This is a genomic window from Polaribacter sp. (assembly GCF_036480315.1).
Taxonomy (GTDB): Bacteria; Bacteroidota; Bacteroidia; order Flavobacteriales; family Flavobacteriaceae; genus Polaribacter.
Genome location: NZ_JAZGGG010000014.1, coordinates 1 through 22,217, shown reverse-complemented (window position 1 = coordinate 22,217; position 22,217 = coordinate 1). Strand labels below are relative to the sequence as shown.

The following is a 22,217-nucleotide window of genomic DNA, read 5'->3' as shown; positions in this document are numbered from 1 at the left end:
ATTATTCTCTTATGGCAAACTATAAATGGTTTTTTTCTTAATTTTATAGGAAAGTAAAAATTAAAAAAAAACAACTTACAACAGGTCCTATAATTAATGTCCTAAAAACCTATTAGCCTGAAAAAGGACGCTAATCATAGCCCTGTCGTTGGCAAACATTAAAAAAAATGACTCTCTGTATCGCTTGGAAAAAAAATGAGAAAATATATTTTTAGGTTTCTTTGATGAGAGACATCTTAGAAATAAAGAACAATCAACAAGGTTAGAAACTAATTTAGCGTAAAGTCAAATCTTTAACTTGTGTAAACCATGTCTCTTAACGAACACATTTAAAGAATTTGATAAAACATAAATAATAATGAGACTGACAAACAACCTTTTATTCTTTTTTATACTAATCCTATCATTGTATAGTCAACCAGTACAAGCTCAAAGTTGTCAAGAACTTGAAACTTGGACACGTCTTGTAGAACATGAATTTCCTAGTGTAGAATCAAAATCAGTACGGTCTGGCTCTCTTATTTACAATTCAATTAGGTTTAATCTATTGTCTGATAAGTATTTTATTCCTGTGTTTGGAAAGCCTTTTGAAAAGGTTGGCAAGTTGAAAAAATTTTCAATCAAAGTTAAATTAACGAAATGTAAAAAAAAGCCCAAATTTCCTGTATCAAAAAGATTAGATTGGTATATGTGGGGAGTGTTTAGCCAAGAAAGAGCTTATAACGACGCTGTTAAGGAAGTGGTGCTTCTTAGACAGTTACGTAATGAACTACCCTCAATATTGACTAAAATCAATTCGCCAATGGTTACAAATGATGATTTGGAAGATTTTGCTAAAATTGTAGAGACTAAATTTCAACGCCTCTTACCTTCCGAAATAAATAAACTGGAAAAAGCTATTGAAAAACAATATACGATAGCTTCAAAAAATCAATTGACTTTAGCCATAAATTCTTTAAAAAAAGAAGAGGCAAGCTTTGATAAGCTTATGATAATCAGCAAGTTTAAGACTGACAATGAATTACTATTAAAAAAATTAGACCAAGACACAAGGCATAACTTTTTTAAAAAACTAGCATATTTAAAAACCAAGACCATCTCTGAACTTGTAGAATTGGAAGAAATGTTGTTACCAAATATTTCTGCCGTAACCTTTCAAGATTATGCTGCAATAAATACTATAATAGACAGATTTACAACCAACTGGTATCCGTATTCTAATTTACCTAGAGTGGAAAAATTAAGAAACTACTATTTTGAATTAAAAACATTATTAATTGCTGTTAATCATAGAGAGGTAATTCAACAAATTATTAATACTAATACCTTACAAGGTTTTAAAAACACTCAGGAAGCAATTTTTAAATATACTTTTTCTTCTGACCAAATTATATTAGATATAAAATCTGCGATAGTTCTTAAGTATAGACAGTTGCAATTATTATTACGAATAGCTAGCGATGAGGTTCAATCAAAAAGTTATTCAATGGCTACACGAAAAAAACTACTAAATAGTGTAAAACAAATACAGAAATATGAAAGGGTTTCAATAGAAGGAAAAAACCTTATCAATCGTGCTTTACATAAATCTCAAGTATTATGTAATTATATTATGTTAGAAGAATTGAAAAAAATTACAGAACCCTTTTTAAGTATCGAAAAAAAAACTATCGGAGATTTAAATAGATTAAAAGTAAAAATTATTGATTTTAAGAATAAATATAAAACATGTGATGGGGAAGTTTATGATGGTTGTATAAAAGCGATGGAGGGAATTGAAAAAAATTATAAATAAACTGTTATTTTATACTTCTGATTTATTCAAATATATAATCCAGATAACTATGTTTTTTTTAACAACCAGTTGCTTAATTATTATTTAAAAAAAATGAATTCATATATTAAGGTTATTATGTATTTTCTATTTCCTTGCTTATTATTTTCACAACAGAAAAATATAGAGGAGTGGGCTTTTTACAATACAAATATTGATTTTCCGTCAGATTATTGCTTCGAACCTGTATATAGCCAGGTACTTAAAGTTAAATCAACCATAAATGGAAAGACATATAATAATGAAGATTTAATTAAGCAAGATTATATTTCTTTTTTAAACAGAAAATATCATTATCATCAAATAACAACTAACGTAGTTGTAAAATCGTATAACTCTAAGTTAGAAGCTGATACTACATTAAAAAAAAGATTAAATGACGATAAAAAGGAATCCGAAAAAGATTTAGATATATGTAGTCCTAGTATAATGAACAATTACAATTATGTTATATCCGATAAGGTTTCATTAGCCGAAGAAAGATTTTTTAAGAATGATTGGGTAACAATTGACAACAAAGCTTCTACAATAAATTTATTAAACAATTCAATATCTAAGTTCAATTTACTAATAAATAATATCAAAAACATTGATAAACGAAAACTGCTTTTTTTGAAGAATGCAAATTTATATAGGATTGATTATCATATAAACTCAAATAGAATAATGTATTATGTTTTGAAGATTGACAAGTATATTTATTTAGTTAATGATGAATTAGAATTGAAAAAAGTTTTAAATCCAGAAGTTTTAAATATTCGAATAAATAGTGGGATTTGTATAGACGAAGCATTTGATGAGGCATATATTAATTATGCAATATTTTTTGTAAATAATCTTTATGGTGAAAAAAAAAGATACCAAATAATTTATGATTTAAATTTTTTATCAAAGTATTCAATAAAACTAAAAACTTACAATATTGAAGCTCCAAAAATTATTGGAAGGAGTTGTTCATATATGAATGGAAAAAGAGTTAGTCATAGACTTATTTCTGCATATTTATATTTTGACAATGTGTTATCCAAAGTAGAATTAAAAGTATCTGATAATGGAAAAGTTGAAATGACAAATAGTATAGTTTTAGAAGAAAATATTTATTTACCAAAAGATATATACAAAAATGGCGGGCTCAAAATACCTATGTAATTTTTAACAATAGTCATTATATAATTTTCAGCACTTACCTTAAACTAAAATTTATACGATTTATTTTTTTATACCTTGATGATTTGTTAGAAGAGCAATATGTTTTTGAGAATTACGCTTTATTTTTCCATAATAATTTATCCAACCCCTAATTTTAGGATTTAGCATGATCGCTAGGCCTTGTAAATTAGATTGAGTTTTGGCATGAATGTTCATGCCTCTTAAATTTTTTAGAATTCGCTTCTTAGATTTTCGACTCATATTACAATCATATTGTAAAAAGAATCCTCCCTTTCCTAATTTAGTATTATAGGAGTTAAACCCTAGGAAATCAAATTGCACTGGTAATCCTTTTGGTCTTCTCCCTCCTTCCTGCAGTACACTATTTTCGTCTTTTGCGGATGAACACTTAGTCCACATTGCTTTAGACGTTCGGTTACTTTATTAAGCAAATTCTTTGCTTCCCATTATGTGCTGCAATGAATAACATATCATCGGCATAACGAACCATTTTTATTTTAGCTCTTGTTATTTTATAATCTAATGTTTTTAAAATAGTATTTTAAGAAGTGTCATAAATCTATGAATCGATATCAATTATATTGTATCTAGCCTAAACTCTAAATCACTTCTATTTATACATGCTTTTATTAATCTAATTATCTTATCTTCAAATTATAAAACAAACATACGAGCTCATACGTTGTGCTGAAAGCGGTTTCTAAATATTTAAATATGTATAATTTAAAAATATTAATTATTGGACTGTTTTTATCAACCGTCAATTTGTATTGCCAAAATAATAATCCTTTTTTAACAAAAGTCCTTTTAGATAAAGGAATTGAAAAACCTTTTAATGAAATAATAAGTGCACAATTACCTGCTTTAATAATGTATTACAATTTTGAATGTGGCCCTTGTGAAAAAATTCTTGACGATGAATTTAAATTCTATCTAGAAAAAAATAGGATTAATATTTTTTACATCCCAATAAAAGACAATGGTAAAAACATAAAATATTATTACGAACAATTGAAAACACAAAATTCTCATATAATAATTGATAAAAACCTTTTGGTGTTTAACCACATAAGTCCTAAAGGTATATTTCCATTAATTCTTTCCGTAAATTCTAAAGGGGAACCAAAAGCTTTCTTTTCAAAAGAATTAATAGACATGAAAAAAAATAATACATTGTTCAAAACTTTATCTGACTTGCAAATAAAAATGTCCGAAGAGGAAAAACACATTAAAATTGTTAAAGAATCTTTAAAAAATAAAATACAGCTAAACGTAGAATTTTTTGACATTAAATCAACAAATAAGTTTGCTGATTTAGCCTTTGATAGTTCAGTAAAATCAATAGGGTTGAGATATGAATTAATAATACCAAACACTATAAGTTTTAATAGTTTTCATTTTACACAAGACACTACTTTTAATGATTTCGTATTTAAAGAAATACCCATCGAAACACTTGATATAGACAACGAAAAGTATAAAAAAAGAAATTTAAGAAGTATCTACGTGAAAAATGGAACTTTGATTCCAAAAAGACAAGGGGCTTTAAAAATTAAAAGTAAAATAATAAAATTAAAAATAGGAATACCTATGAATAAAAAAGACCCGTTCGGAAATCAAATTTACAAAGAGGCTACAATTCAAATTGAATCTAAAAGTAGTGTTCTTCAATGGAATTAAAATTTGAATTAACAATAAACCAACAGGTAACAACGGTAATCGATGCACAACTCATTACGGTATTAGGAGTAAATGCGAATGATGCCATTAAAACGATAGATAGAGTTAATGCGAACGAAAATAATTTGAATTTTTTCATGATTTAAAAAATTTAAAAGTTATTAAAAAATGACCTACTCTTTTTTACAGGTCTTCGGTCTTAGCCCTGACTGCACAGTATTGTTATATGTACTAATATGTAGTACCTTATTTCATGGTTAATTTAAAGGTAGCTTCTTTAGCAATCTTCATCCCTTTAAATTGGTCCGGTCTTAGTTTATGTGTCACTATATAGTTATCTGCCATAGCGATTAATAGATTTCCATATACTTGAAAACTTCTAGTCTTCTTTGTTTTATAGTTATAGAGATAGAAACTAAACTCATAGGTATTCTTGGTCAAGTCGTAAACATCAATAATGGATGCCTGTTTTAACATGTTTTCATCTTCGTATTTCCCCAACATATTGGAGTTTATAAACAAATAGTTGTTATACACACAGCTATGTTTGTTTACTACCAAAGCCCCAGATGTTGACGTTGTTGATTTTTCAGAATCAATAGCAGCAACCTTTATTTGTGCCTTGCTAATGGTATCAATGGTTTTTCCAACATAGTCTAGCTTTAAATCGGTATCGGCAACAATAAATTGATTGCGATAAAAATAGACGTAAATCAACTTGTTTAATTCTTTACCAAACAACAGCTTGCCATCGGTGCAAAAAATGCCATCAATTTGTTTTTGTAACAAATCCGCAGTTAGACTGACCTGTACAGAATCGCTCACTGAAAATTTTCCCAAAATTTTTTCTTTGGCTTTGGAGCTTCTTGCGCGGAACACTACCGAAGTGGTATCTATGGGCTCTGCAAACGAAAAATAGGCTTCATCTTTCATCATAAGAGACCCTTTCCAATCTTCTGTATTGCCTTTAAAAACACAAGGTACTTGTCCGTCAAACACATAGAAATTGGGAGGATTAACTCTTACTTGGGGATGTTGGAAGGGCAAATCAGTTTCATCCAAACGTATTTTAATATGCGTTGTATCGGTTAAGGTGGTATCTACTTCTATTAAATGTGCGGGAGCCATTTTATTTCCCAAGTAAATTTTACCATCACCTACTCCAGCAATATAATACGTTTTATACCCCAAGTCTAAGGCATTTTCTTTGTTGGCAGGATGATGCGGATAGCGCCTTATAAAAACATCTCTTTGACGATGTATCATATCTTCTGAAAGTAGAAAAAGTAGTATTATAATGGTAAAACCGATTAGTGTCCCAACGACAAGGATTAGGGCTGTTTTTTTTTGATTCATGCCGTATTATATTTTATGTTGTTTTTGTACTTCTTATTGTTTACTATCCAGATAGCCACCCCCGCAAGAATTATAAATGCAACATTAAAAATTAAATGCTCCGTCCAGCCTAATTCTTCCAAAATACCACCACAGGAGCAAGGCACGAAATCACTAAAATTTAGTATGATGATAATATATGCGGTGAACATGACCATCAAGAAAAAAGAGGCAAAAAGGGCAAAGAGTCGCAAAGGAACAATGAATAATAGTATGACCAGAATAAACTCAATAGTAGGAACCAGAAAAGCAATCCAATCGGCATAAGCAGATCGCAAAGGAGATTGCCCCAATTGCACCTGAAATTTTTGGTAATCTAATGCCTTGCTTATAGCTGCATAAAAAAAAAGAGTGCCATACAATATGCAAATAATTTCTACAGTTATGTTTTTATAGGTTACTTTCATAGATAAATCACTAATTTTAAAAGAGGTGTTCATATTACTATTTATCTATATAAACAGTGTTTATATTAATCAAAAATCCGACTTATAAAGTGCAACAGGGCAATTAACACCTTGTCTTTGATACACTATCTCTTCATCAAAATTTTCACATTCAATTGACCCAGTAGTACTACAGTCTACAACATACTGATTGTCACAATCTCCAAACACTGTAATAGTCCAACTCATTACAACCCTTCTTTTCTCTACTTCTTTGTTGTTGCCAAAGGCAAAAAGGGTTAGTACTACAAAGAACAAGACAATGAACATTGACATAAATTTTATTTTCTTTGAATTTTTCATGATGTTATTTGTTAGGTTAAACTTAATTTTTATCTTTTGTATTGAAGCTTACCAGTGTTTTATAACTGGCTAACTTTCAATACTCCAAAATTAGAGAAGTAAACTGTTCTTTAAGGGATAGATAATTAGCTAAAAAGAATTGTATTTATTTGTTTGTCAGATAGTTATAACTATAAAATAGGAGATTCTAGTTAATTATAAGGGAGTGTTTATTGTACTAGAAGGATTATGTATATAATGAAGTGGTGTGAATTTTTTATTTAGATTTCCGCTTTAGCAAAAATTTATTATAGGAGTTTATTTTTATTATTTCTGTTCATTTTTTTCTTAGATAAAAAAACGAGCCAAAAAAATCAAGTCAGACATTAGGAAATTGCTACGCACCATTCGCTTTAAAAGCTACATGCTTCAAGCTGCGCTTGGCACTTCCGCTTTAAACTCATTATTTCTGAAGTCTGACAAACTTCCCATTGCACTTATACTATTAATTAAAAGCTTTAGCCTCCAAATTTATCTAGGACAGGATTCTTTTCGATTAAAGTAAATAAGTTTAATCTACTGATATTGTTTATTTAAAAGTTATTTTGTCATTCCTGAGAAGGCAGGAATCCATAAGAATGTTGAATTTAGATTCCTGCCTTCGCAGGAATGACAATTACAACGGAACCCCGAGGCAAGCCTCCTTAATCTACTTCCTTGCTTTTTCATTAAGGGTTTGCTTTCTTTATTCCCTTGGAGTTATTTGATATTTCTTTTTGTCAATATCCTTTTCTACTGGACTAACTATCATAAATAAGTCAGTAAGATAAATAACTTCAACTGTTCGTTTGTTATATCCTAATCCTCCAACATCTTGCATTTGAAATTCCACTTTTTTAAATGCTAAATGCTTATTTTGATAAAGCACTTTTTGCGTTTTCCAATTTCTTGAAGAAAATATGATTTTCATTGGTCCGATTATCAGTACTCCAATTAATGTTAAAATTGGAAGAGTCAAACTAATTATTTTCCATTTAGTCTTTTTGAAATGCCATAAATTCCAAATTAAAACTAAAGGTGTTAAAATCATAATTCCGAAATACGTAACCGATTTTATAATTTGACTTTTAATATCAAAAGATGCTAGTCCGTCAAGTACAAAAAGTCCAACTATCAGAATAAAAATTCTGTTCAAAAATCTCGGTATGTATATTTTATTTGTCATTTCTTAATTGCTGTACAACTCTGTTGTTTTGCCCCTATAAAACAAGAATAATCCTTATTTATTTTCAATAATTTCAATTTTGAAAAACTTACTTTTTTCATCCAAATTAGTTTCTTCTAAATAAAGTTTTCTTTCGTCTATCCAAAATACCTGTCCAATTGTACACAACCAGATATCTGTCGGTTTTTCAAAAATTTCATCAAGCTGAATTATTTTTTCATACCCATTGTTTGTTTGTTTTTGAATAAAGTAGGAATAACATTCTTGACCACCAAAATAACCGTTCAATCTAAACTCGTGTTTAGGTGAAACAATCATTTGCTCAGGGTTACCAGTCTCTTCGGTTTCTTTTCCGTTTTTTAAGTTAAAACTAACATCTGTTTCGTGTCCACCTTTACATAAAAGAATATCATCTTCAGGAAAATAAGCTGCAAAAGAACATTCGGAAAGTATCCCTTTTTGATTTGTTTTAATTTCTCCATTTCTAAAGTTTATTTTTTTTATAAATAAATAGCCTTCTTCTTGTGTATCAAATTCAACAATTCCTTTTAATGTTTTTATTGCTTCATTAAAGTCTGTAATTTTCACCTTTTTTTTCTGTACAGATACTTTTTCTTTTTTTATAGTATGGAATTGTACCGCATCAATCTCATTAACAGTAATTGAATATTTAATGTTCTCTTCATACTTTTTTCCATTAAATTTCAACCATTTTGTTTTAGTAGTAATTATGTCTTTAGAGTCACAATCTCCATTTTTGTTTATGAAGCTTTCACTTTCAGTAACTATACTTTTTACCAAAATATCAAAATAGCCATTTGTTTTTTTGGTTGACATATGAAGCGTATTTTCAACATCGGTAAACTCTCCTACACAATGTTCATTAAATGCTCCTCTGTCATTTATTACATTAAAATTATGCAACACTTTTTTTAAAAAATTATCTGATTTTACAAATAAGGATATGGTTTCGTTTTCGTAAGGGTTTACTCGTGAGCTTCCTACATACCCAACTCTAACACCAAAGGCTCTATTGGTTTCGGTTAGGTTATAAGGAGCCGTATCTATTGTTATTTCTCGTAATTGTAGTGCATCAGAAACCCAGCCATTTGTGTTAGAACTTTCAAAGTACTTATGGGTTATTTTCCCTGTTGTATTGTTTACAATTAAAATATGACTATTTAATTCAAAATAATGTTCGCTTTCATCTACAATTTCCGGAATTACCATAATGGTTTCTTCAGGATTGTTAGGCATTACTTTACTAACCAATAAGTCTGTATTAACTTTTGAATCTACTAAATTAAGTTGCTGTATAACATTATTAATAAGACTCTCTTTTTGAGAAACAGGTTTTATTTTTCCTTCAGCATCTATTTTAAAAACGGTTACATCCTCGCTTCGTTCTTCCATATCAGCTATGCTATTAATGGTCAGTTTATCTTTTTCTATTTTAGATTCAATTATAGTTTGAAACCCTTCAACTATTTCAGCATAAGAAATAACTTTATAATCGATAATGTTTCCTTTTAAATCGTAATTAATAAGTACCGATTCCATTTTCTTATCACCTTTTAAAACAGTTACAATTACTGTATAAAAATTATTTGATAATTCTAATTTATAAGAAGCTATAGCTTTGTAATTAGGTTCTTTTTTATAAAAATTAGGGTATATTTTATTAAGTTTTAATACCTCATCTTCTACTTTGTTATAATCGCCTTCTTCTATAAAGCTATCAAAATTGGTAGCTACTGTTAATGGAATAGGTCGGGTTTTAGTTTTGTAAATAACCTCTTTAAACCTTGGGACATTCACTTTTTTAGCCGAATTAGCTATAAACTCAGCAGCATTTTCAGCCTTAACGGTAGCCACTTTCTTTTCTTTTCCTTTTTGCGAACAAGAAATGAATGTTAGTAAGATTATTATATATAGTTTTTTCATTTTTCACAGTAATTTAATAGTGTCTGACTTAACTCGTTTGTTATCATAAAAATAGTTCAATTTCCCAAATAGCCTGCGCTGTCTTCTTTACTGGCGTAAACTAAATTCGATTAAAATCATTTGTTATAAATATATTTTTTCTTCATTTCAAACAGTAAAAACACTCGGGCTCACAATTATTTTAAAATTCCGAACCTTTTTCCCATATCAAAAAATGCTTAGGAACTGATTCATTTTCTACAACTTCATACCAAACCGTTAGCCAATTTCCTTTGTTTTTTTTCCACGTAATTTCGTTTATTACAATCGATGCTGTTTGTCTTTCTTTTTGGGTGTATTTATCAGAAATTTCAACTCTAAATTCTCCTTGCGCATCATCTAAAATAAATTGTGCCGTAGCTAAAGGTGTTCCGTGTTTTTCAATCGCTTCTGTTTTTGTTAAAAGCAATAGTTGTTGGGTATCAATAGTGTCATTTGTCTCTTCTTCTATTTCAAATGATTTTCGTTCAAATGGAGATTTCTCTATTTTTAGGAATATTAATTCGTCTTCTTTAAACTCAAAATATTGTTTTTCTGTCCAAGTAAATGTTTCTCTTTCTCTTAAGTTGATGCCACTTGCATTAAAACCGATAACAATAGTATCGCTATTTACTTCTAAATTAATTTCTTGAAAGGTGGTTTGAATAGTAGCTCCATCGGGTTTTTTTTGACATCTTTTTAATTTACTTAATAATGATTTGTTATTTCTAAACCAATATTTAAGAAAATCTAAATGCGTATCAGAACATTGATAGCCTAAATTTAAAGCGTCAATAATTTTACATTTTAAATTGTCGAATCCTTTTTCCCATTGGCATTCATTACCTATAAATGTAGCTATATAAGCCAAAGCTGCTTTTTCGGGATCAGAAATAGTAGCTATAAATTCTTGATTAAGCACTATGGTGTTACGTTCTATTTTTTTAGTATTGTCAAATCCTTTTTCTCTCCAAAGTAGTTTTAATTTCTTTTCTTTTAACTTGAATGTTTGTAGTTTTTTAGCGGAAACTAAATGTTCTTTAAAATACAAAATTTCATCATCTCCTGCCCCTCTAAGACTATCTATTTTCCATCTAATTTCTATTTCATCACCTTTTGTAAACGTATAATCTCCTTTGTAAATAAAATGAACAGTGTCTTTGTTTTTTTCAACAAAAAGCTTCCAATAATCATAATTATCATCAATATTTATATAGTTTACAGTATCCGTATATATTTCTCCTAATTTTAGTTTTTGATTGGGTCTTAGTTGGTTTTTAAATTCGTTTAGAATAGTATTTTCTTTTTTAGGCTCAGGTGTAATAGCGCTTTCCATCTGTTTGGTTACTTGCCGTTTTTCTTTGCAAGATTGCATACCAAAGCTGATTAAAATAGTGATGATTAAAAATGAAATTCTATTTTTCATACGTTTTAATATTAGTTTCTTGTTTCAAAATTATCGCTAACGCTGTGTTATCACTACTGCTGTTTTTCTACTAAAGTCGGAAAATTGTTAAGCTCAATATCTTTAATTTTTCCATTATAGTTCTTTTTTAATTTCCCTAATAAGTACGTTCCCGAGTTTTCATCTATTCCAAGTCTTATATGCGTGTAACAGGAATCTTGATTATTGCGAAACTCTGTTGACAGATATCCCATTCCCGACAAACTATTTGTATCTGTTTCTGCTCCAAAATAAAAATGAGAAGATAAATCGGCTTGTCCCTTGCTCTTGTAACTTACATTTCCAAATTCAAGCATTTCAATGGCATAATCAATAGTAGTTTGATTAATTCTTTCTATTGTTAAAGTAATGTCTAATTGCCCTTGTTTAGCTGTCAGAATAGTTTTCTTTCCTATACTCGGTATCTCAGGAAAACGTATCGTATCATTTTCTTCTAAAATCAAAAAGTTATCTATAAGAGCAGTAGTTTTCATTCTTGCTGTTTCTATTGCTTTTAAAAATAGAGATGAGTAATCAGTACTATCTTTAATAAAAATGTGTTTTTTTTCTGTTGCAATTAATCTCTCAACGACTTGTTGTATGGTGTCCCGTTTCTCAGACTTCCTTTGTTCTGTTTTATGAATTTTCTTTGTTTGGCAACTCATTACAATTGAAGAAATCAGAATTATACAGTATGCTTTTTTCATTTTATTATTCTTTAAACGCTAACGTTTTTTCAATGATATGATAATATGTTATGCAGCTATTTTTTAAAAACCTAGGGTTTGTCAATCCCGTTTCTTTTCGTGTAATCTTGACCGTTAAATGATTAATGGTCGTTAAAGAATCTGTGAAATAAGATTTAGGCACAATGTATTTTCCTGTCCTTTTCTTTAAAGTATCTGTAGGTCTTAGATGATATGTGTGTTCTGTTATGTTGGCAGCTCTTTTCTTTTTTATTTCTAACCCTTTGCTTATGTCTAATTGATGAGGCGTATTGAGGTTTGTCCATTTTAGTACAAAATCGTCATTTACCGAAACACTTTTAGAAATACTGAATTTAGCGACTCTATTTTTATTAATAGGTTTTATAAATGCCAAAGGGTGTCTTGTACTATCAGGTAAAATGACTTCAAAATAATAGCTATCCTTTCGTACTAAATCATCTGTTGAGTAAGAAGCATATTTATCGTAATAATTTCCTTGCCTTACAAATAATTCTAATGGGGTATTGTTTAATAGAACTTTTATGTTTTTATTAATAATTTGTTTTTTACCATCCGATAATTTTACTTTTATATAGTCTAAACTATTCTTTTTAGTACCATTTTGAATCGTAATCGTTGCTTTTATTTTTTTTAGATTTGTAGCATCAGAACTTGAAAGTTTAGAGTTATTACAACTGCTAAAAATAATAGCGATTAATAATATGGTGTAGCATTTCATTTTAAAAAATGTTTAGCTTTATTCTTTATTCTTGTTCAAAGCATATCCAATTTCCCATAATTTACTCACTTTATACTTTTTATTAATACTAGAATGCGTTATGTGTGCCAAGCTGCTCTGTATTTCTGATATACAAATATCATCATATATAGTACCCTTGTAATAACTGATTGGGATTAATTTGACAGTATCGTTTTTTGAAAATGTAAAATCTAATGCAAATTCTTGTACCAATGGCGTGTCTAAGAGCTTTATAGTCTCTTTATAATCTTTATTTAAGAACACTTTTAATCCTTTAACCCTTCCATTTTCATTAAAATTTTTTTCAGATTTCACATAACCATTTACCAGACTTAATCTAAAAGGTTTTAAAAGTGTATCTGTTGATTTTAAAACATCATCTATTAATAATTCTGTATGATATTTATGTATATCATCATCACGGTCTAATTTTAGATAAATTTCAATATTCTCATTTTCTTTAAAAGCATAAGCTGTTCTATAAGTTCTATCAGATAAATTAGCATAAGGATAATTATTATTATTTGGCTTAGCAGTTATATCAAAATATAAGAGTTCAGAATACATTAAATCTGCTTCTGTACAACACCTACCAAATAGTTTATCTGACCAGATTTCTACATCATCTATTTTTTCGTATTGGTAATAGTCAAAAATTGTAGGAAGCTTATCTTCTATCCAAGATTTTATTTCTTTGATGCTTATAGAATCTATAGTGGCTAATTTATAATCTGTTTCTTTTACATCAATCAGATCTATACTTTCTATATTGGGTTTTGATATGTTTTTATCAGCATCAACGAAAGTGTTTTTAAATAAATCATTTAATATTTCCTTTTTTGAAATACTTAAATGAGCTGTAAAATCGGTATCAGACTTTGGGTGTGGCCCATCAAAAAGAAAAAATAGCACTGATTTTGCTTTAGTATCATCTAGGGCATTTATCAAATTATATTGTTGGTTTTCTTTGATGTAGTTTATGGTTTTATCTTGAAAATAACTCACAGCATCAGCTTCCCATTTCCCATCAATACAAATGGAAGTTATAGTTGTTTCGTATGCTTTGTACTTTTTATTAGCAACTAAATTAAACCAATAATCTATATAAGTATTCGCTTGAAAATATAATACTTCAGGTTTATCATTTTCTGAATCCCAACCAAAATAGCTGCTGAATTGTTTAAAATTTTTCGGAAACTGAATTAAAAACTGTGTTTCATCTTTAGCAATAAAACTCTCTTTTAAATTGAGAATATTACTTTTTATAGCTAGTTTTTTATTTGAGTTACAAGCTGTAAACACCAACGACAAGATTGCTATGTAAATTAGTTTTTTCATTTTATCTTATCATTTTTTTGGTGCACTTTCTCCTTGATTTTAATCTGCTTTAAGAAACATAATATTATCTAAATGATTTTTTAAAAAGTACTTCCTGTCCTTTTCGGCTACTATTATTACATAATAGTAAGCATCTTAACTTTATAATCCTATAGCCAAAACATAAACGCAAGGTGTAAATCAATATTCGTAGTTTTTGGAATATTTTATTGGCATTATATTTTTCATTATTGATGCGGTTTTATTTTGTAGGTAACGTTGTACTATCCCCAATTAAAGTATAATTATAAACTTCATTAGACTCTGTTATTATGTACCAATTTTGAGTTGGGTACTTAACCCTTATTATTTTTATACGGCTTAGTAAACGTTATTTCTCAATCCTAATCTCCATCCAATAAATATATTTCAGAAAGCGATATTCCTTTTTCATCACTCACATAGCATAATTTATTTATGTAAATTGAATTATGAGATATGCCTTCGTTATTGAATTCATAGCAATTTTTATTTACATTATAATAGTCAGATTTCTGTCTTTTTTTTTGACCATTATAAAGTTCAGGATTATAAAAAAAAGCCAGTTTTTCATTCTCTTTTAAATAAAATATTTCAACAACTTCCTCTATAGTATGTGTAATGCTAACTTTGATGCTATCTCGTCGTAAAAATTGAGTTATATATGCAATCGTTATAGAATCTTTTTCGCTAAAACTCTCATTTATTCTTTTGGAAGCAAAGTATATTTCAGATTCATTTAATGTATCCTTTAGGCTCGTTTTTTCTACTTGATTGTCTGCATTTTTTGTACGTCTTTTACTAAGCGATTTTTTCTTTAATGACCTAGGTAAAGTCCATTCGTTATTTTTTATTGCTATAGACTGTGATATAAAATAAATTGTATTTTCCTCTGGATCCAAAGTAACACTTTCCATTCCATCAATATTTTGTGTACTTACACTTTCTAAAACCTTTTCTTCTATTTCATCATAGAGATAAATTACACCTGCTCTTCCGCAGTCAAAAAAAGAAAAAAAACATAGCAGTTCTGCATAGACATACGATTTGGAATACACACTATATTCATTTTCGCCTATAACTATTTTTCTACTTGTTACTCCTTTTGAAAACAAGAAAATAGTTAGTAAGATAAATGAAACAGCTATTATTATAATTTTATTCTTATTCTTTTTTGTCATTATACTTATTGTATTAATTTCTAGTAATTGTTTTGGAATCATCTATTTTTAAACCCGTTTTATGCACTAGAGAATCTTTTACGGTTTTAAATAATTTTGAATCAGTTCGGCTATTGGGGAAGGTTATAGTGTATGCCAATTTTATATCTCTACTATTTTGACAGTTAAACTGAAGTCAATTTTATACCTATCAAATTCTATTTCAGATGTTCCATTTTTAGTTGTTTTTTCGGCATTTCCATACATTGAAATCTCAATACTATAGTTTTTATGTATTGCTTTTAGTTCTTCATTATCAACATAGCCTTTTTTCCCATTTATTGATTCCCATCCATAACCAACAAATTTAAGTTTCCCCATTCCATATTCTTTAATTAGAAATTTTTCAATTTCTTCCGAGTCTTTTCCTAAAACTTTGTAATTAGCTTCAAGAATAGTTTGTCCTGTTCCTGTTTTACATTGAACGAATTCAATTTTAGAAGGTTTTATGGCATACTTTTTTAATAAATCTCCGCACTCTAATTTTTGAGTAAAACAAGAGGTTGAGAAAAAAAGTAGTGTTAGTAGTAATAGATATTTCATGTTTTATTGAGTTTTTATAATGACATACATTGTCATTAACAGCTTTTATCCTGCTGCTTGATGTTCAATTAGTACTAATTTATTGCTTTTTATTTCAAATGTATACCAAGAAGAATATTCGTTAATTGAATCATAACTATTTCCAAAATCAAATGCTGTTTCATCTGATAATAATTCTGAATGTCCTATATCCTTATAGCTTAGTATAATTTCTTTACCTTTTATTTTAATTGAAGTTTCGTTTAAAAAATAGCCATCATCAGTTGTTATTTTATATAATCCATTTTCATTATACCAATGGATTCCTTTAATATTTATTTTAGTCAGAATATCTTTTAATTCAGTTATAACAGCATTTTTATGCTCAATATTAAAATCTTTAGTTGCATTACTTATTACACTGTTTATTTTTGAAGTATCATTTTCGCTCAAAGAAGTTAAAAATATTTCCAATTCTTTAATTATTGTTTTTTTTAATTCAACTTTCTCATTTTCTTTTTTCAAAAAAAGACAACTGTTTTCCTTCTCAAAATTGTTTAATTCTATTTTGTTTTCTGATTTGTAGTTAGGTTTATACCAGTCATATTTGTTTAAGAAATAATCTTTTAATCTATCATTTTTAAAAACATATTGATGTCTTGCAAAAATTTCATTCCGTAGTATTTTTAGTTCTAATAATGATAAATGATTAATATCTTTTTCAGAATATTTTTTAGAATCGCATTCACTACAATTTTTAATTTGTGAAAATGTATTTTGCGTAAATGCAAAAATTATAATTAATGGCAAGAGTATATTTTTCATAATTATTGGTTATATTTTAGCTATGATTAGCGCGAGAATCAAAAGTAATATGCTGTCAATTAGATATTTAGACAACCTTTTTAAAATATTTCATCAATTTTTATGTTAGTTAATTCATTTAAGTCTATAGTAATTTTTGTATCAGAATTGTTACATATTGGTAGATTATTTATTACTTCAGCTTTAAAGATAGGGTTAGAGAAAGTAAAGAAAATAGACCAATTTAATTCTCCATTTAGCTTTGTCGAAGCTATAAACCCTTCATTTCCCATTTCACCATCACCAAATACAATTTTTTGGTTTTCAAACTCAAAACTTCCATTATAAATTTCACATTCAACCCAAATATCATTATTGTATTTTTCAATTTTTTCTAATTGTGTATCACATTTTGGAATCCAAGATTGTTTAATTTCTCCATTATTTGAGTTTTTAGTTCTATAAACGCTTCCAATTACAATTTCATCATTTGCATATGTGATACAATCATAACCAAGAACAAATCCCTTTTTCCATTTGTCTTGAATTTTAATTTGGGAATCATTCATAGTTAATTTTTAATTGTGTACAACTGTTTTTGGCTATCTACAGTTTAATTATAAATTTAACAGACTTTGCTAATCTGTACCAACTTTAGGCTTGGCACTTAATTTTTTTTCCTAATCGTTTTCAGTATTTTTTCAACATCCTCTACTGTAACTCCAAAGATTAGGCGTTCCGTTATCGGCTATAACTTTCATCCAACCCTCAGATTTGTATTCTATATTTGCTTTTTCGTCTAATTCTGTATTACAAGGATGTTCTTTATATTTGGTTACCATTACCTTAGCCCATTGCCCTGAAATGTTTTTAGTAAGCTTAATTTCAAACAATTCTCCCTTAACAGAGCCAATTATTTTACCTGTAGTATTGGGTTTAGTTCTTATTCTAAGCCCTGGTTTTTTAGCGTAATAGCCCAACACTTTTTCACTATTTAAGACCATATAATCCATCCAAGTAACTGCCTTAAAACCCAAATGGTTAATTTCATTGAGGCGAAACCAAATATTTAAATGCTGATTTTTTAACTTCACAAATCCATTAACTGAATCTGTAAAATTAAATGCAAAAATTTCGTAACCAATTTCAGAGTAATCCGTTAATTTTATTTTTTGGTTCTCAGACACAAAATAAATTTCATAAGCAAATTGGTTATTGGTTTCTTTATTTCCTATTCTTTTTACTTTACCAATTTCTTTTCCATTAGGTGCACTATATGCCGTAAAACCATCTTTAGGCGAAAGAATACAGCAGTTTTTTTTAGCATATTTAAGACTGTCTATTGCAGTTATAATAATTCCGCTTTTAAGAAGTTTTCTTTTATTTAGCAAGACATTAGCTATTGTGTCGTTATGCGCTATATCTGCTACAAATTCTGCTATTGGAGACGTGACAGTGACTTTATTTATTTTTTGTTTCTTCCCACAACTAAACTCAAAAGGATATTGTTTCCAATCTGAATCTCTGTTTTTTCTAACAGTAAAACTCCAATAATCGAGAGCTTTCAATGGATCAAATGCAAATGAAAAATATTTGTTTTTTTGGTTAGCACCACTTTCTAAAACACAAATAATATCATCTGTATGGCACCCTATATATTCGGAACCAAAATTGCAATCATCGTCATTACTTTTAAAATCTCTAGGTGTATCCCAAGTTTCTTTATAAAAAAATATACGGATGTCATTTTTACAAAGATCGATATTAGACATACTATATCTTTTAATGGTGTGCGCTAATGAGTCTAAATTAGTAGCACTATTTGCAACAACTATATGTTGATGCCTTTTATTATTAGAAAAACTTTCTTCCGTTTTTAAAGGGAAAAATTCAGTTTTTTTATTGCAACTAAAAATAGTTAAAAGGATGCTGATGTATATTATTTTCATATTTAAAAGACTTTCTTAGTGTTCATAATATGCTTTTATTTCGTTTTAAATATTGGCGTAAAAAATAGAATCTATCTTTAAATTCAAATAGTTTAATACTGTTCTTATTTAATATTTATTCTTTTAATATTTAAATAGCCTAAAGTACTAGTTATTAAAAAACATATTACGCTAAAAACTGTAACAGACGAAATTCCAAGAATTGAAGGCATTTTATCACCTAAAGAAACCGACAATACACTAAAAGAATAAGGAAAATAAATGGATTGTGGCGCTTGAGAAAGAATGATACCTATAATTGCTAAAAACATACCAATACCTAAAGGAATAATAAAATTTTTGAACCTAAAACTTAACCAAAATTGAATCCCTACAATTCCCAATGATGCTACTAAAGAAGTAAATAGCATTTTTATGTACTTTACGTGTTCTGGCTGAAAATTCAGAAAAGCCAAATCTGGATGTATTAACCCTAATAATGCACCAGATAAAAGTATAGCTATATAATAATAAATATATGTGGTAATTATGGCAAAAATGACGATACTTAACTTACCAAAATAGACACTCCATTTAGGAATTGGTAAAGCAAATAAATGTTTTATCCCTAATGACTTATGTTCTATTTGCATAATTAAGCTAGTAATTAACACAATAAACATGGGTATAAAAAAAGGAATGGAATTTTCAATTTGAACAGTCATAAATTTTTCCCAAGGATTTATTCCAGTTTCAGGTGTATTCGTTTTATGTTTTAAAAAGTATGCTATAAAAAATAATAATGGAAAAAGCAAAGCACTAATAATTGTTAGCCAAAAAGAAAAAGTCCTCTTTAGTTTAATAAACTCATTTTTTATACTTGATATATAGAATGATAATACTGTCATAATTTTTAGTTTTCAGTTAGTGATAAGAAAAACTCTTCTAAATTATTTTTAATAGACACTTGATAAATATTAATTTTTTCAGTTCTTAATACATCTATCACTTCTGTAATTTCTTCTTTATTTTTTACTTCAACCTGTAAAGAATCATCCAGTAAAGAAATATTTTCTATTTTCAAATTCTTTAGAACAGACAAAGCTTCAATAGGTTTATCTACTTCTATATCTATTTTTATACTTGCTCCTTTAGATTCTTTTAAAGTTGCTACAGTATCTTGATATAACATCTTACCATTTCTAATAATACCAACGTGAGTACACGTTCTTTCGATTTCGCTTAATAAATGACTAGAGATAAATATTGTAGTTCCGTATTTTTCATTCAACTCTTTGATAAGTGTTCTCATTTCAATAATCCCTTTTGGATCTAAACCATTTGTTGGTTCATCTAAAATGAGTAGTTCAGGATTGCTTAATAAAGAAATTGCCAATCCTAATCGCTGTTTCATTCCTAAAGAATATTCTTTTATTTTCTTGTCTTTAGCTTGTACTAAATTCACAATTTCTAATACTTCATGTATTCTACGAGGTAAAATGTTTTGACGATAATTCGCGGCAATTCTTAAGTTTTCGATCGCATTTAAATGGTCATATAATGACGGATTCTCTATTAATGCTCCTATTTTATCCAAAATATTAAGTCTAGTTTTCGCGTTAAATGTTTCTCCAAAAAGAACAACAGTTCCAGAATGTTTCTTAAGAAGTCCTAGCATCAAACGTATTGTGGTACTTTTTCCTGAACCATTTGGGCCTAAAAACCCATAAATACTTCCTTTTGGTACTTTTAGTTCCAAATTCTCAACATCCATTTTTGTCTTAGTATATGAGAAATTAAGATTTTTTGTGTTGACAATAAATTGGTTCATATATTATTTCGATTAGTTAGTTATATAAAACACGGATGATTGGATGAATTGTTACAATAACATTCATAACTTATTTTATTTCAAATAAATAAAAAGGTTTTTTATTACTTATAATCATCTTAATACAACCGCTTTTTAAGCGGTTTTTTATACTTCATAATTCCTTGTTTTTTTAGAAGTTAAAACTCTCTTCTTTTTAAGAAATGGTTTTATCGATAAAATAACTCCTAAAATTATTAAGACATATATTCCGTAATTAGAAATAAATCTACCTATAGTAGTTTTTACAAGTGTAGGATTATTTCTATTGTAATGAATAGTAATTGTATCACCAACTGAATTTATTCCTCCTATAAAGGGTATTCTTAAAATTTCTGTAGTACCTAATTGTTCTGCTCCATTTTCTAAGTTAAATTTAATAACAGCGGAACTTCTTAACCATTTACCTCTATGTTGTGTGATTTTGAGAACCTCTCCCTCTGTTTTAACCCAGTCTGTATCTTGTGAAAAAGAAAAGGTCGTTACCAATAGTAATGTTATGAATAGTATGTTTTTCACAGAGTAATGAGCTTCTTTTTTGTTTTTTTAAGTACTATTTGTAATTGCACTAAAACCCTTCAATGAAGGGCATTAAGCAGAAATTTTATGAAGTACCTGTTCCATTTCTTCAAATGCCTTTTCTTGGGTCGGAGCAAGTACTATTCCTTTTATTTTTCCTGTAATAATCTCTAATATATTTTGATAGTTTTTTTGGCTTTTTCCAAAGTAAGCATTCATTATTTTATTTGGTATAATGTGATTTACTTTTACGGTATTTTCATTTACAAAAAACACTTTTACGGCGTGCATATTGCTTTTTTTAAGTACAATACATTGTGCCATTTGTCCATTGACATCTGTTCTGACCTCCCATTGGTCATATTCTTTTGAACATTCAAAAGTTGATGCCGTTTTTAAATAACTGCAGAGTTTATCTAAAGAATTATAGTTGTTTTTAAGTTCTATTAAGTTTTCCATTTGGTTTGAATGTTTGTTATTAAATTAAAGAGCCACTTATACTTTATAAGTTTAAGTGACCCAATATTTTATTATTATTAAAAAGCTCTAATTGCACGAACCCATGCTACATTCAACTTATTATTAACTTCTATATTCCCATTGCTTATACGTAGAATGTATGCAAGGTTGGCGTTCCCACTATCCTGGGTAGAAGTCCAGTAAAATAATGTATTTAAATTTGCTCCACCATTAGCTACCGATGTTGTGTTGATAATTGTTTTATTCAAATAGATTTGATACAACTCATCTGAAGAAGGTAAAAACCAATCGTTATAACTACCCAATGATAAGTTATCACACAAAGAGGCTGCATAGGTTCCTGTTGCTTGTGCCGCTACAATTGCTGTAGTGTTTGCTTGTCCAGATCCAATGGCTGTAGCTTCTGCTCCTGGTACGTTAGTTCCATTGTTCCATGTTATAGAATTTCCTGAATTTAAATCACTTACTGTAGTAACCAAACCGTGCGTATTATCTGCTGGATCTACCCAAAATACTATTCCACCATCTCTAAAATCACCAATTGCAGCTGCTTCATTTAAGTCATTAAGATCAATGTATGCATTTGCCGATACCGAATACACCCCGTTGTCTA

23 protein-coding genes are annotated in these 22,217 nt (G+C 28.4%); 3 read left to right on the top strand and 20 right to left on the bottom strand.

Annotation, left to right across the window (positions count from 1 at the left end; genetic code table 11):
• Nucleotides 1-358: 358 nt before the first annotated feature.
• Together V3V28_RS02730 and V3V28_RS02725 are read left to right on the top strand one after the other, a co-directional pair.
• Complete coding sequence (locus V3V28_RS02730) at nucleotides 359-1,795, top strand: hypothetical protein (RefSeq protein ID WP_331363491.1); 1,437 nt, start codon at nucleotides 359-361, stop codon at nucleotides 1,793-1,795.
• Nucleotides 1,796-1,888: 93 nt separating this feature from the next.
• Complete coding sequence (locus tag V3V28_RS02725) at nucleotides 1,889-2,983, top strand: hypothetical protein (RefSeq protein ID WP_331363490.1); 1,095 nt, start codon at nucleotides 1,889-1,891, stop codon at nucleotides 2,981-2,983.
• A 60-nt stretch (nucleotides 2,984-3,043) separates the two neighbouring features.
• On the opposite strand, the gene V3V28_RS02720 is transcribed toward V3V28_RS02725, so the two are convergent.
• Complete coding sequence (locus V3V28_RS02720; RefSeq protein WP_331363489.1) at nucleotides 3,044-3,403, bottom strand: group II intron maturase-specific domain-containing protein; 360 nt, start codon at nucleotides 3,401-3,403, stop codon at nucleotides 3,044-3,046.
• Between the two features lie 315 nt (nucleotides 3,404-3,718).
• On the opposite strand from V3V28_RS02720, the gene V3V28_RS02715 reads away from it, so the two are divergent.
• Nucleotides 3,719-4,684, top strand: coding sequence for a hypothetical protein (locus V3V28_RS02715; RefSeq protein WP_331363488.1), 966 nt, complete (start codon nucleotides 3,719-3,721; stop codon nucleotides 4,682-4,684).
• Between the two features lie 246 nt (nucleotides 4,685-4,930).
• Here the strand turns inward: V3V28_RS02715 and V3V28_RS02710 are convergent, their stop codons facing one another.
• The 19 genes from V3V28_RS02710 to V3V28_RS02620 form a co-directional block, all read right to left on the bottom strand.
• A complete protein-coding gene (locus V3V28_RS02710) occupies nucleotides 4,931-6,040 on the bottom strand; it encodes a hypothetical protein (protein ID WP_331363487.1) in 1,110 nt (369 codons plus the stop codon).
• A complete protein-coding gene (locus V3V28_RS02705; RefSeq protein ID WP_331363486.1) occupies nucleotides 6,037-6,486 on the bottom strand; it encodes a MauE/DoxX family redox-associated membrane protein in 450 nt (149 codons plus the stop codon). The genes V3V28_RS02710 and V3V28_RS02705 overlap by 4 nt, the downstream gene beginning before the upstream one ends.
• A 69-nt stretch (nucleotides 6,487-6,555) precedes the next feature.
• Nucleotides 6,556-6,714: a hypothetical protein gene (locus V3V28_RS02700; RefSeq protein ID WP_331363485.1), complete on the bottom strand. Its 159-nt coding sequence runs from the start codon at nucleotides 6,712-6,714 to the stop codon at nucleotides 6,556-6,558.
• Nucleotides 6,715-7,552: 838 nt separating this feature from the next.
• Nucleotides 7,553-8,032, bottom strand: a complete 480-nt coding sequence (locus tag V3V28_RS02695; RefSeq protein WP_331363484.1) for a hypothetical protein — start codon at nucleotides 8,030-8,032, stop codon at nucleotides 7,553-7,555.
• A gap of 54 nt (nucleotides 8,033-8,086) precedes the next feature.
• Complete coding sequence (locus V3V28_RS02690; RefSeq protein ID WP_331363483.1) at nucleotides 8,087-9,976, bottom strand: hypothetical protein; 1,890 nt, start codon at nucleotides 9,974-9,976, stop codon at nucleotides 8,087-8,089.
• Between the two features lie 181 nt (nucleotides 9,977-10,157).
• Nucleotides 10,158-11,420, bottom strand: a complete 1,263-nt coding sequence (locus V3V28_RS02685) for a hypothetical protein (RefSeq protein ID WP_331363482.1) — start codon at nucleotides 11,418-11,420, stop codon at nucleotides 10,158-10,160.
• Between the two features lie 53 nt (nucleotides 11,421-11,473).
• Nucleotides 11,474-12,145, bottom strand: coding sequence for a hypothetical protein (locus V3V28_RS02680; protein ID WP_331363481.1), 672 nt, complete (start codon nucleotides 12,143-12,145; stop codon nucleotides 11,474-11,476).
• Between the two features lie 4 nt (nucleotides 12,146-12,149).
• Nucleotides 12,150-12,884, bottom strand: coding sequence for a hypothetical protein (locus V3V28_RS02675; RefSeq protein WP_331363480.1), 735 nt, complete (start codon nucleotides 12,882-12,884; stop codon nucleotides 12,150-12,152).
• A gap of 18 nt (nucleotides 12,885-12,902) precedes the next feature.
• Nucleotides 12,903-14,243 (bottom strand): NADase-type glycan-binding domain-containing protein, encoded by a 1,341-nt coding sequence (locus V3V28_RS02670; protein WP_331363479.1) that lies wholly within the window; start codon nucleotides 14,241-14,243, stop codon nucleotides 12,903-12,905.
• 383 nt (nucleotides 14,244-14,626) lie between these two features.
• The gene (locus V3V28_RS02665) at nucleotides 14,627-15,484 is read right to left on the bottom strand and encodes a hypothetical protein (RefSeq protein WP_331363478.1); all 858 of its coding nucleotides are present in this window, start codon (nucleotides 15,482-15,484) and stop codon (nucleotides 14,627-14,629) included.
• Between the two features lie 99 nt (nucleotides 15,485-15,583).
• Entirely contained in the window at nucleotides 15,584-16,024 is a 441-nt protein-coding gene (locus V3V28_RS02660; protein WP_331363477.1) for a DUF4952 domain-containing protein, read from the bottom strand.
• A 45-nt stretch (nucleotides 16,025-16,069) separates the two neighbouring features.
• Nucleotides 16,070-16,828 carry a YARHG domain-containing protein gene (locus V3V28_RS02655; RefSeq protein ID WP_331363476.1) on the bottom strand — a complete coding sequence of 253 codons (759 nt, stop codon included), beginning with the start codon at nucleotides 16,826-16,828 and terminating at the stop codon, nucleotides 16,070-16,072.
• A gap of 80 nt (nucleotides 16,829-16,908) precedes the next feature.
• Nucleotides 16,909-17,376 carry a hypothetical protein gene (locus V3V28_RS02650; protein ID WP_331363475.1) on the bottom strand — a complete coding sequence of 156 codons (468 nt, stop codon included), beginning with the start codon at nucleotides 17,374-17,376 and terminating at the stop codon, nucleotides 16,909-16,911.
• A 132-nt stretch (nucleotides 17,377-17,508) separates the two neighbouring features.
• Nucleotides 17,509-18,756: an SH3 domain-containing protein gene (locus tag V3V28_RS02645; RefSeq protein WP_331363474.1), complete on the bottom strand. Its 1,248-nt coding sequence runs from the start codon at nucleotides 18,754-18,756 to the stop codon at nucleotides 17,509-17,511.
• A 104-nt stretch (nucleotides 18,757-18,860) separates the two neighbouring features.
• The gene (locus V3V28_RS02640; protein ID WP_331363473.1) at nucleotides 18,861-19,643 is read right to left on the bottom strand and encodes an ABC transporter permease; all 783 of its coding nucleotides are present in this window, start codon (nucleotides 19,641-19,643) and stop codon (nucleotides 18,861-18,863) included.
• A 5-nt stretch (nucleotides 19,644-19,648) separates the two neighbouring features.
• Nucleotides 19,649-20,509 carry an ABC transporter ATP-binding protein gene (locus V3V28_RS02635; protein ID WP_331363472.1) on the bottom strand — a complete coding sequence of 287 codons (861 nt, stop codon included), beginning with the start codon at nucleotides 20,507-20,509 and terminating at the stop codon, nucleotides 19,649-19,651.
• Between the two features lie 204 nt (nucleotides 20,510-20,713).
• Nucleotides 20,714-21,124 carry a DUF3592 domain-containing protein gene (locus V3V28_RS02630; protein ID WP_331363471.1) on the bottom strand — a complete coding sequence of 137 codons (411 nt, stop codon included), beginning with the start codon at nucleotides 21,122-21,124 and terminating at the stop codon, nucleotides 20,714-20,716.
• 72 nt (nucleotides 21,125-21,196) lie between these two features.
• On the bottom strand, nucleotides 21,197-21,583 hold the full coding sequence (locus V3V28_RS02625) for a hypothetical protein (RefSeq protein WP_331363470.1): 387 nt from the start codon (nucleotides 21,581-21,583) through the stop codon (nucleotides 21,197-21,199).
• A 77-nt stretch (nucleotides 21,584-21,660) separates the two neighbouring features.
• A partial coding sequence (locus tag V3V28_RS02620) for an Lcl domain-containing protein (protein WP_331363469.1) occupies nucleotides 21,661-22,217 on the bottom strand: 557 nt, incomplete at its 5' end.

Coding starts and splice junctions, on each gene's coding strand:
- V3V28_RS02635 (WP_331363472.1), bottom strand. CDS start 20,509: ATGGATGTTGAGAATTTGGAACTAAAAGTACCAAAAGGAAGTATTTAT.
- V3V28_RS02625 (WP_331363470.1), bottom strand. CDS start 21,583: ATGGAAAACTTAATAGAACTTAAAAACAACTATAATTCTTTAGATAAA.
- V3V28_RS02645 (WP_331363474.1), bottom strand. CDS start 18,756: ATGAAAATAATATACATCAGCATCCTTTTAACTATTTTTAGTTGCAAT.
- V3V28_RS02695 (WP_331363484.1), bottom strand. CDS start 8,032: ATGACAAATAAAATATACATACCGAGATTTTTGAACAGAATTTTTATT.
- V3V28_RS02730 (WP_331363491.1), top strand. CDS start 359: ATGAGACTGACAAACAACCTTTTATTCTTTTTTATACTAATCCTATCA.
- V3V28_RS02655 (WP_331363476.1), bottom strand. CDS start 16,828: ATGAAAAATATACTCTTGCCATTAATTATAATTTTTGCATTTACGCAA.
- V3V28_RS02650 (WP_331363475.1), bottom strand. CDS start 17,376: ATGAATGATTCCCAAATTAAAATTCAAGACAAATGGAAAAAGGGATTT.
- V3V28_RS02715 (WP_331363488.1), top strand. CDS start 3,719: ATGTATAATTTAAAAATATTAATTATTGGACTGTTTTTATCAACCGTC.
- V3V28_RS02640 (WP_331363473.1), bottom strand. CDS start 19,643: ATGACAGTATTATCATTCTATATATCAAGTATAAAAAATGAGTTTATT.
- V3V28_RS02680 (WP_331363481.1), bottom strand. CDS start 12,145: ATGAAAAAAGCATACTGTATAATTCTGATTTCTTCAATTGTAATGAGT.
- V3V28_RS02710 (WP_331363487.1), bottom strand. CDS start 6,040: ATGAATCAAAAAAAAACAGCCCTAATCCTTGTCGTTGGGACACTAATC.
- V3V28_RS02660 (WP_331363477.1), bottom strand. CDS start 16,024: ATGAAATATCTATTACTACTAACACTACTTTTTTTCTCAACCTCTTGT.
- V3V28_RS02690 (WP_331363483.1), bottom strand. CDS start 9,976: ATGAAAAAACTATATATAATAATCTTACTAACATTCATTTCTTGTTCG.
- V3V28_RS02700 (WP_331363485.1), bottom strand. CDS start 6,714: ATGAGTTGGACTATTACAGTGTTTGGAGATTGTGACAATCAGTATGTT.
- V3V28_RS02705 (WP_331363486.1), bottom strand. CDS start 6,486: ATGAAAGTAACCTATAAAAACATAACTGTAGAAATTATTTGCATATTG.
- V3V28_RS02665 (WP_331363478.1), bottom strand. CDS start 15,484: ATGATTCCAAAACAATTACTAGAAATTAATACAATAAGTATAATGACA.
- V3V28_RS02720 (WP_331363489.1), bottom strand. CDS start 3,403: ATGTGGACTAAGTGTTCATCCGCAAAAGACGAAAATAGTGTACTGCAG.
- V3V28_RS02725 (WP_331363490.1), top strand. CDS start 1,889: ATGAATTCATATATTAAGGTTATTATGTATTTTCTATTTCCTTGCTTA.
- V3V28_RS02675 (WP_331363480.1), bottom strand. CDS start 12,884: ATGAAATGCTACACCATATTATTAATCGCTATTATTTTTAGCAGTTGT.
- V3V28_RS02685 (WP_331363482.1), bottom strand. CDS start 11,420: ATGAAAAATAGAATTTCATTTTTAATCATCACTATTTTAATCAGCTTT.
- V3V28_RS02670 (WP_331363479.1), bottom strand. CDS start 14,243: ATGAAAAAACTAATTTACATAGCAATCTTGTCGTTGGTGTTTACAGCT.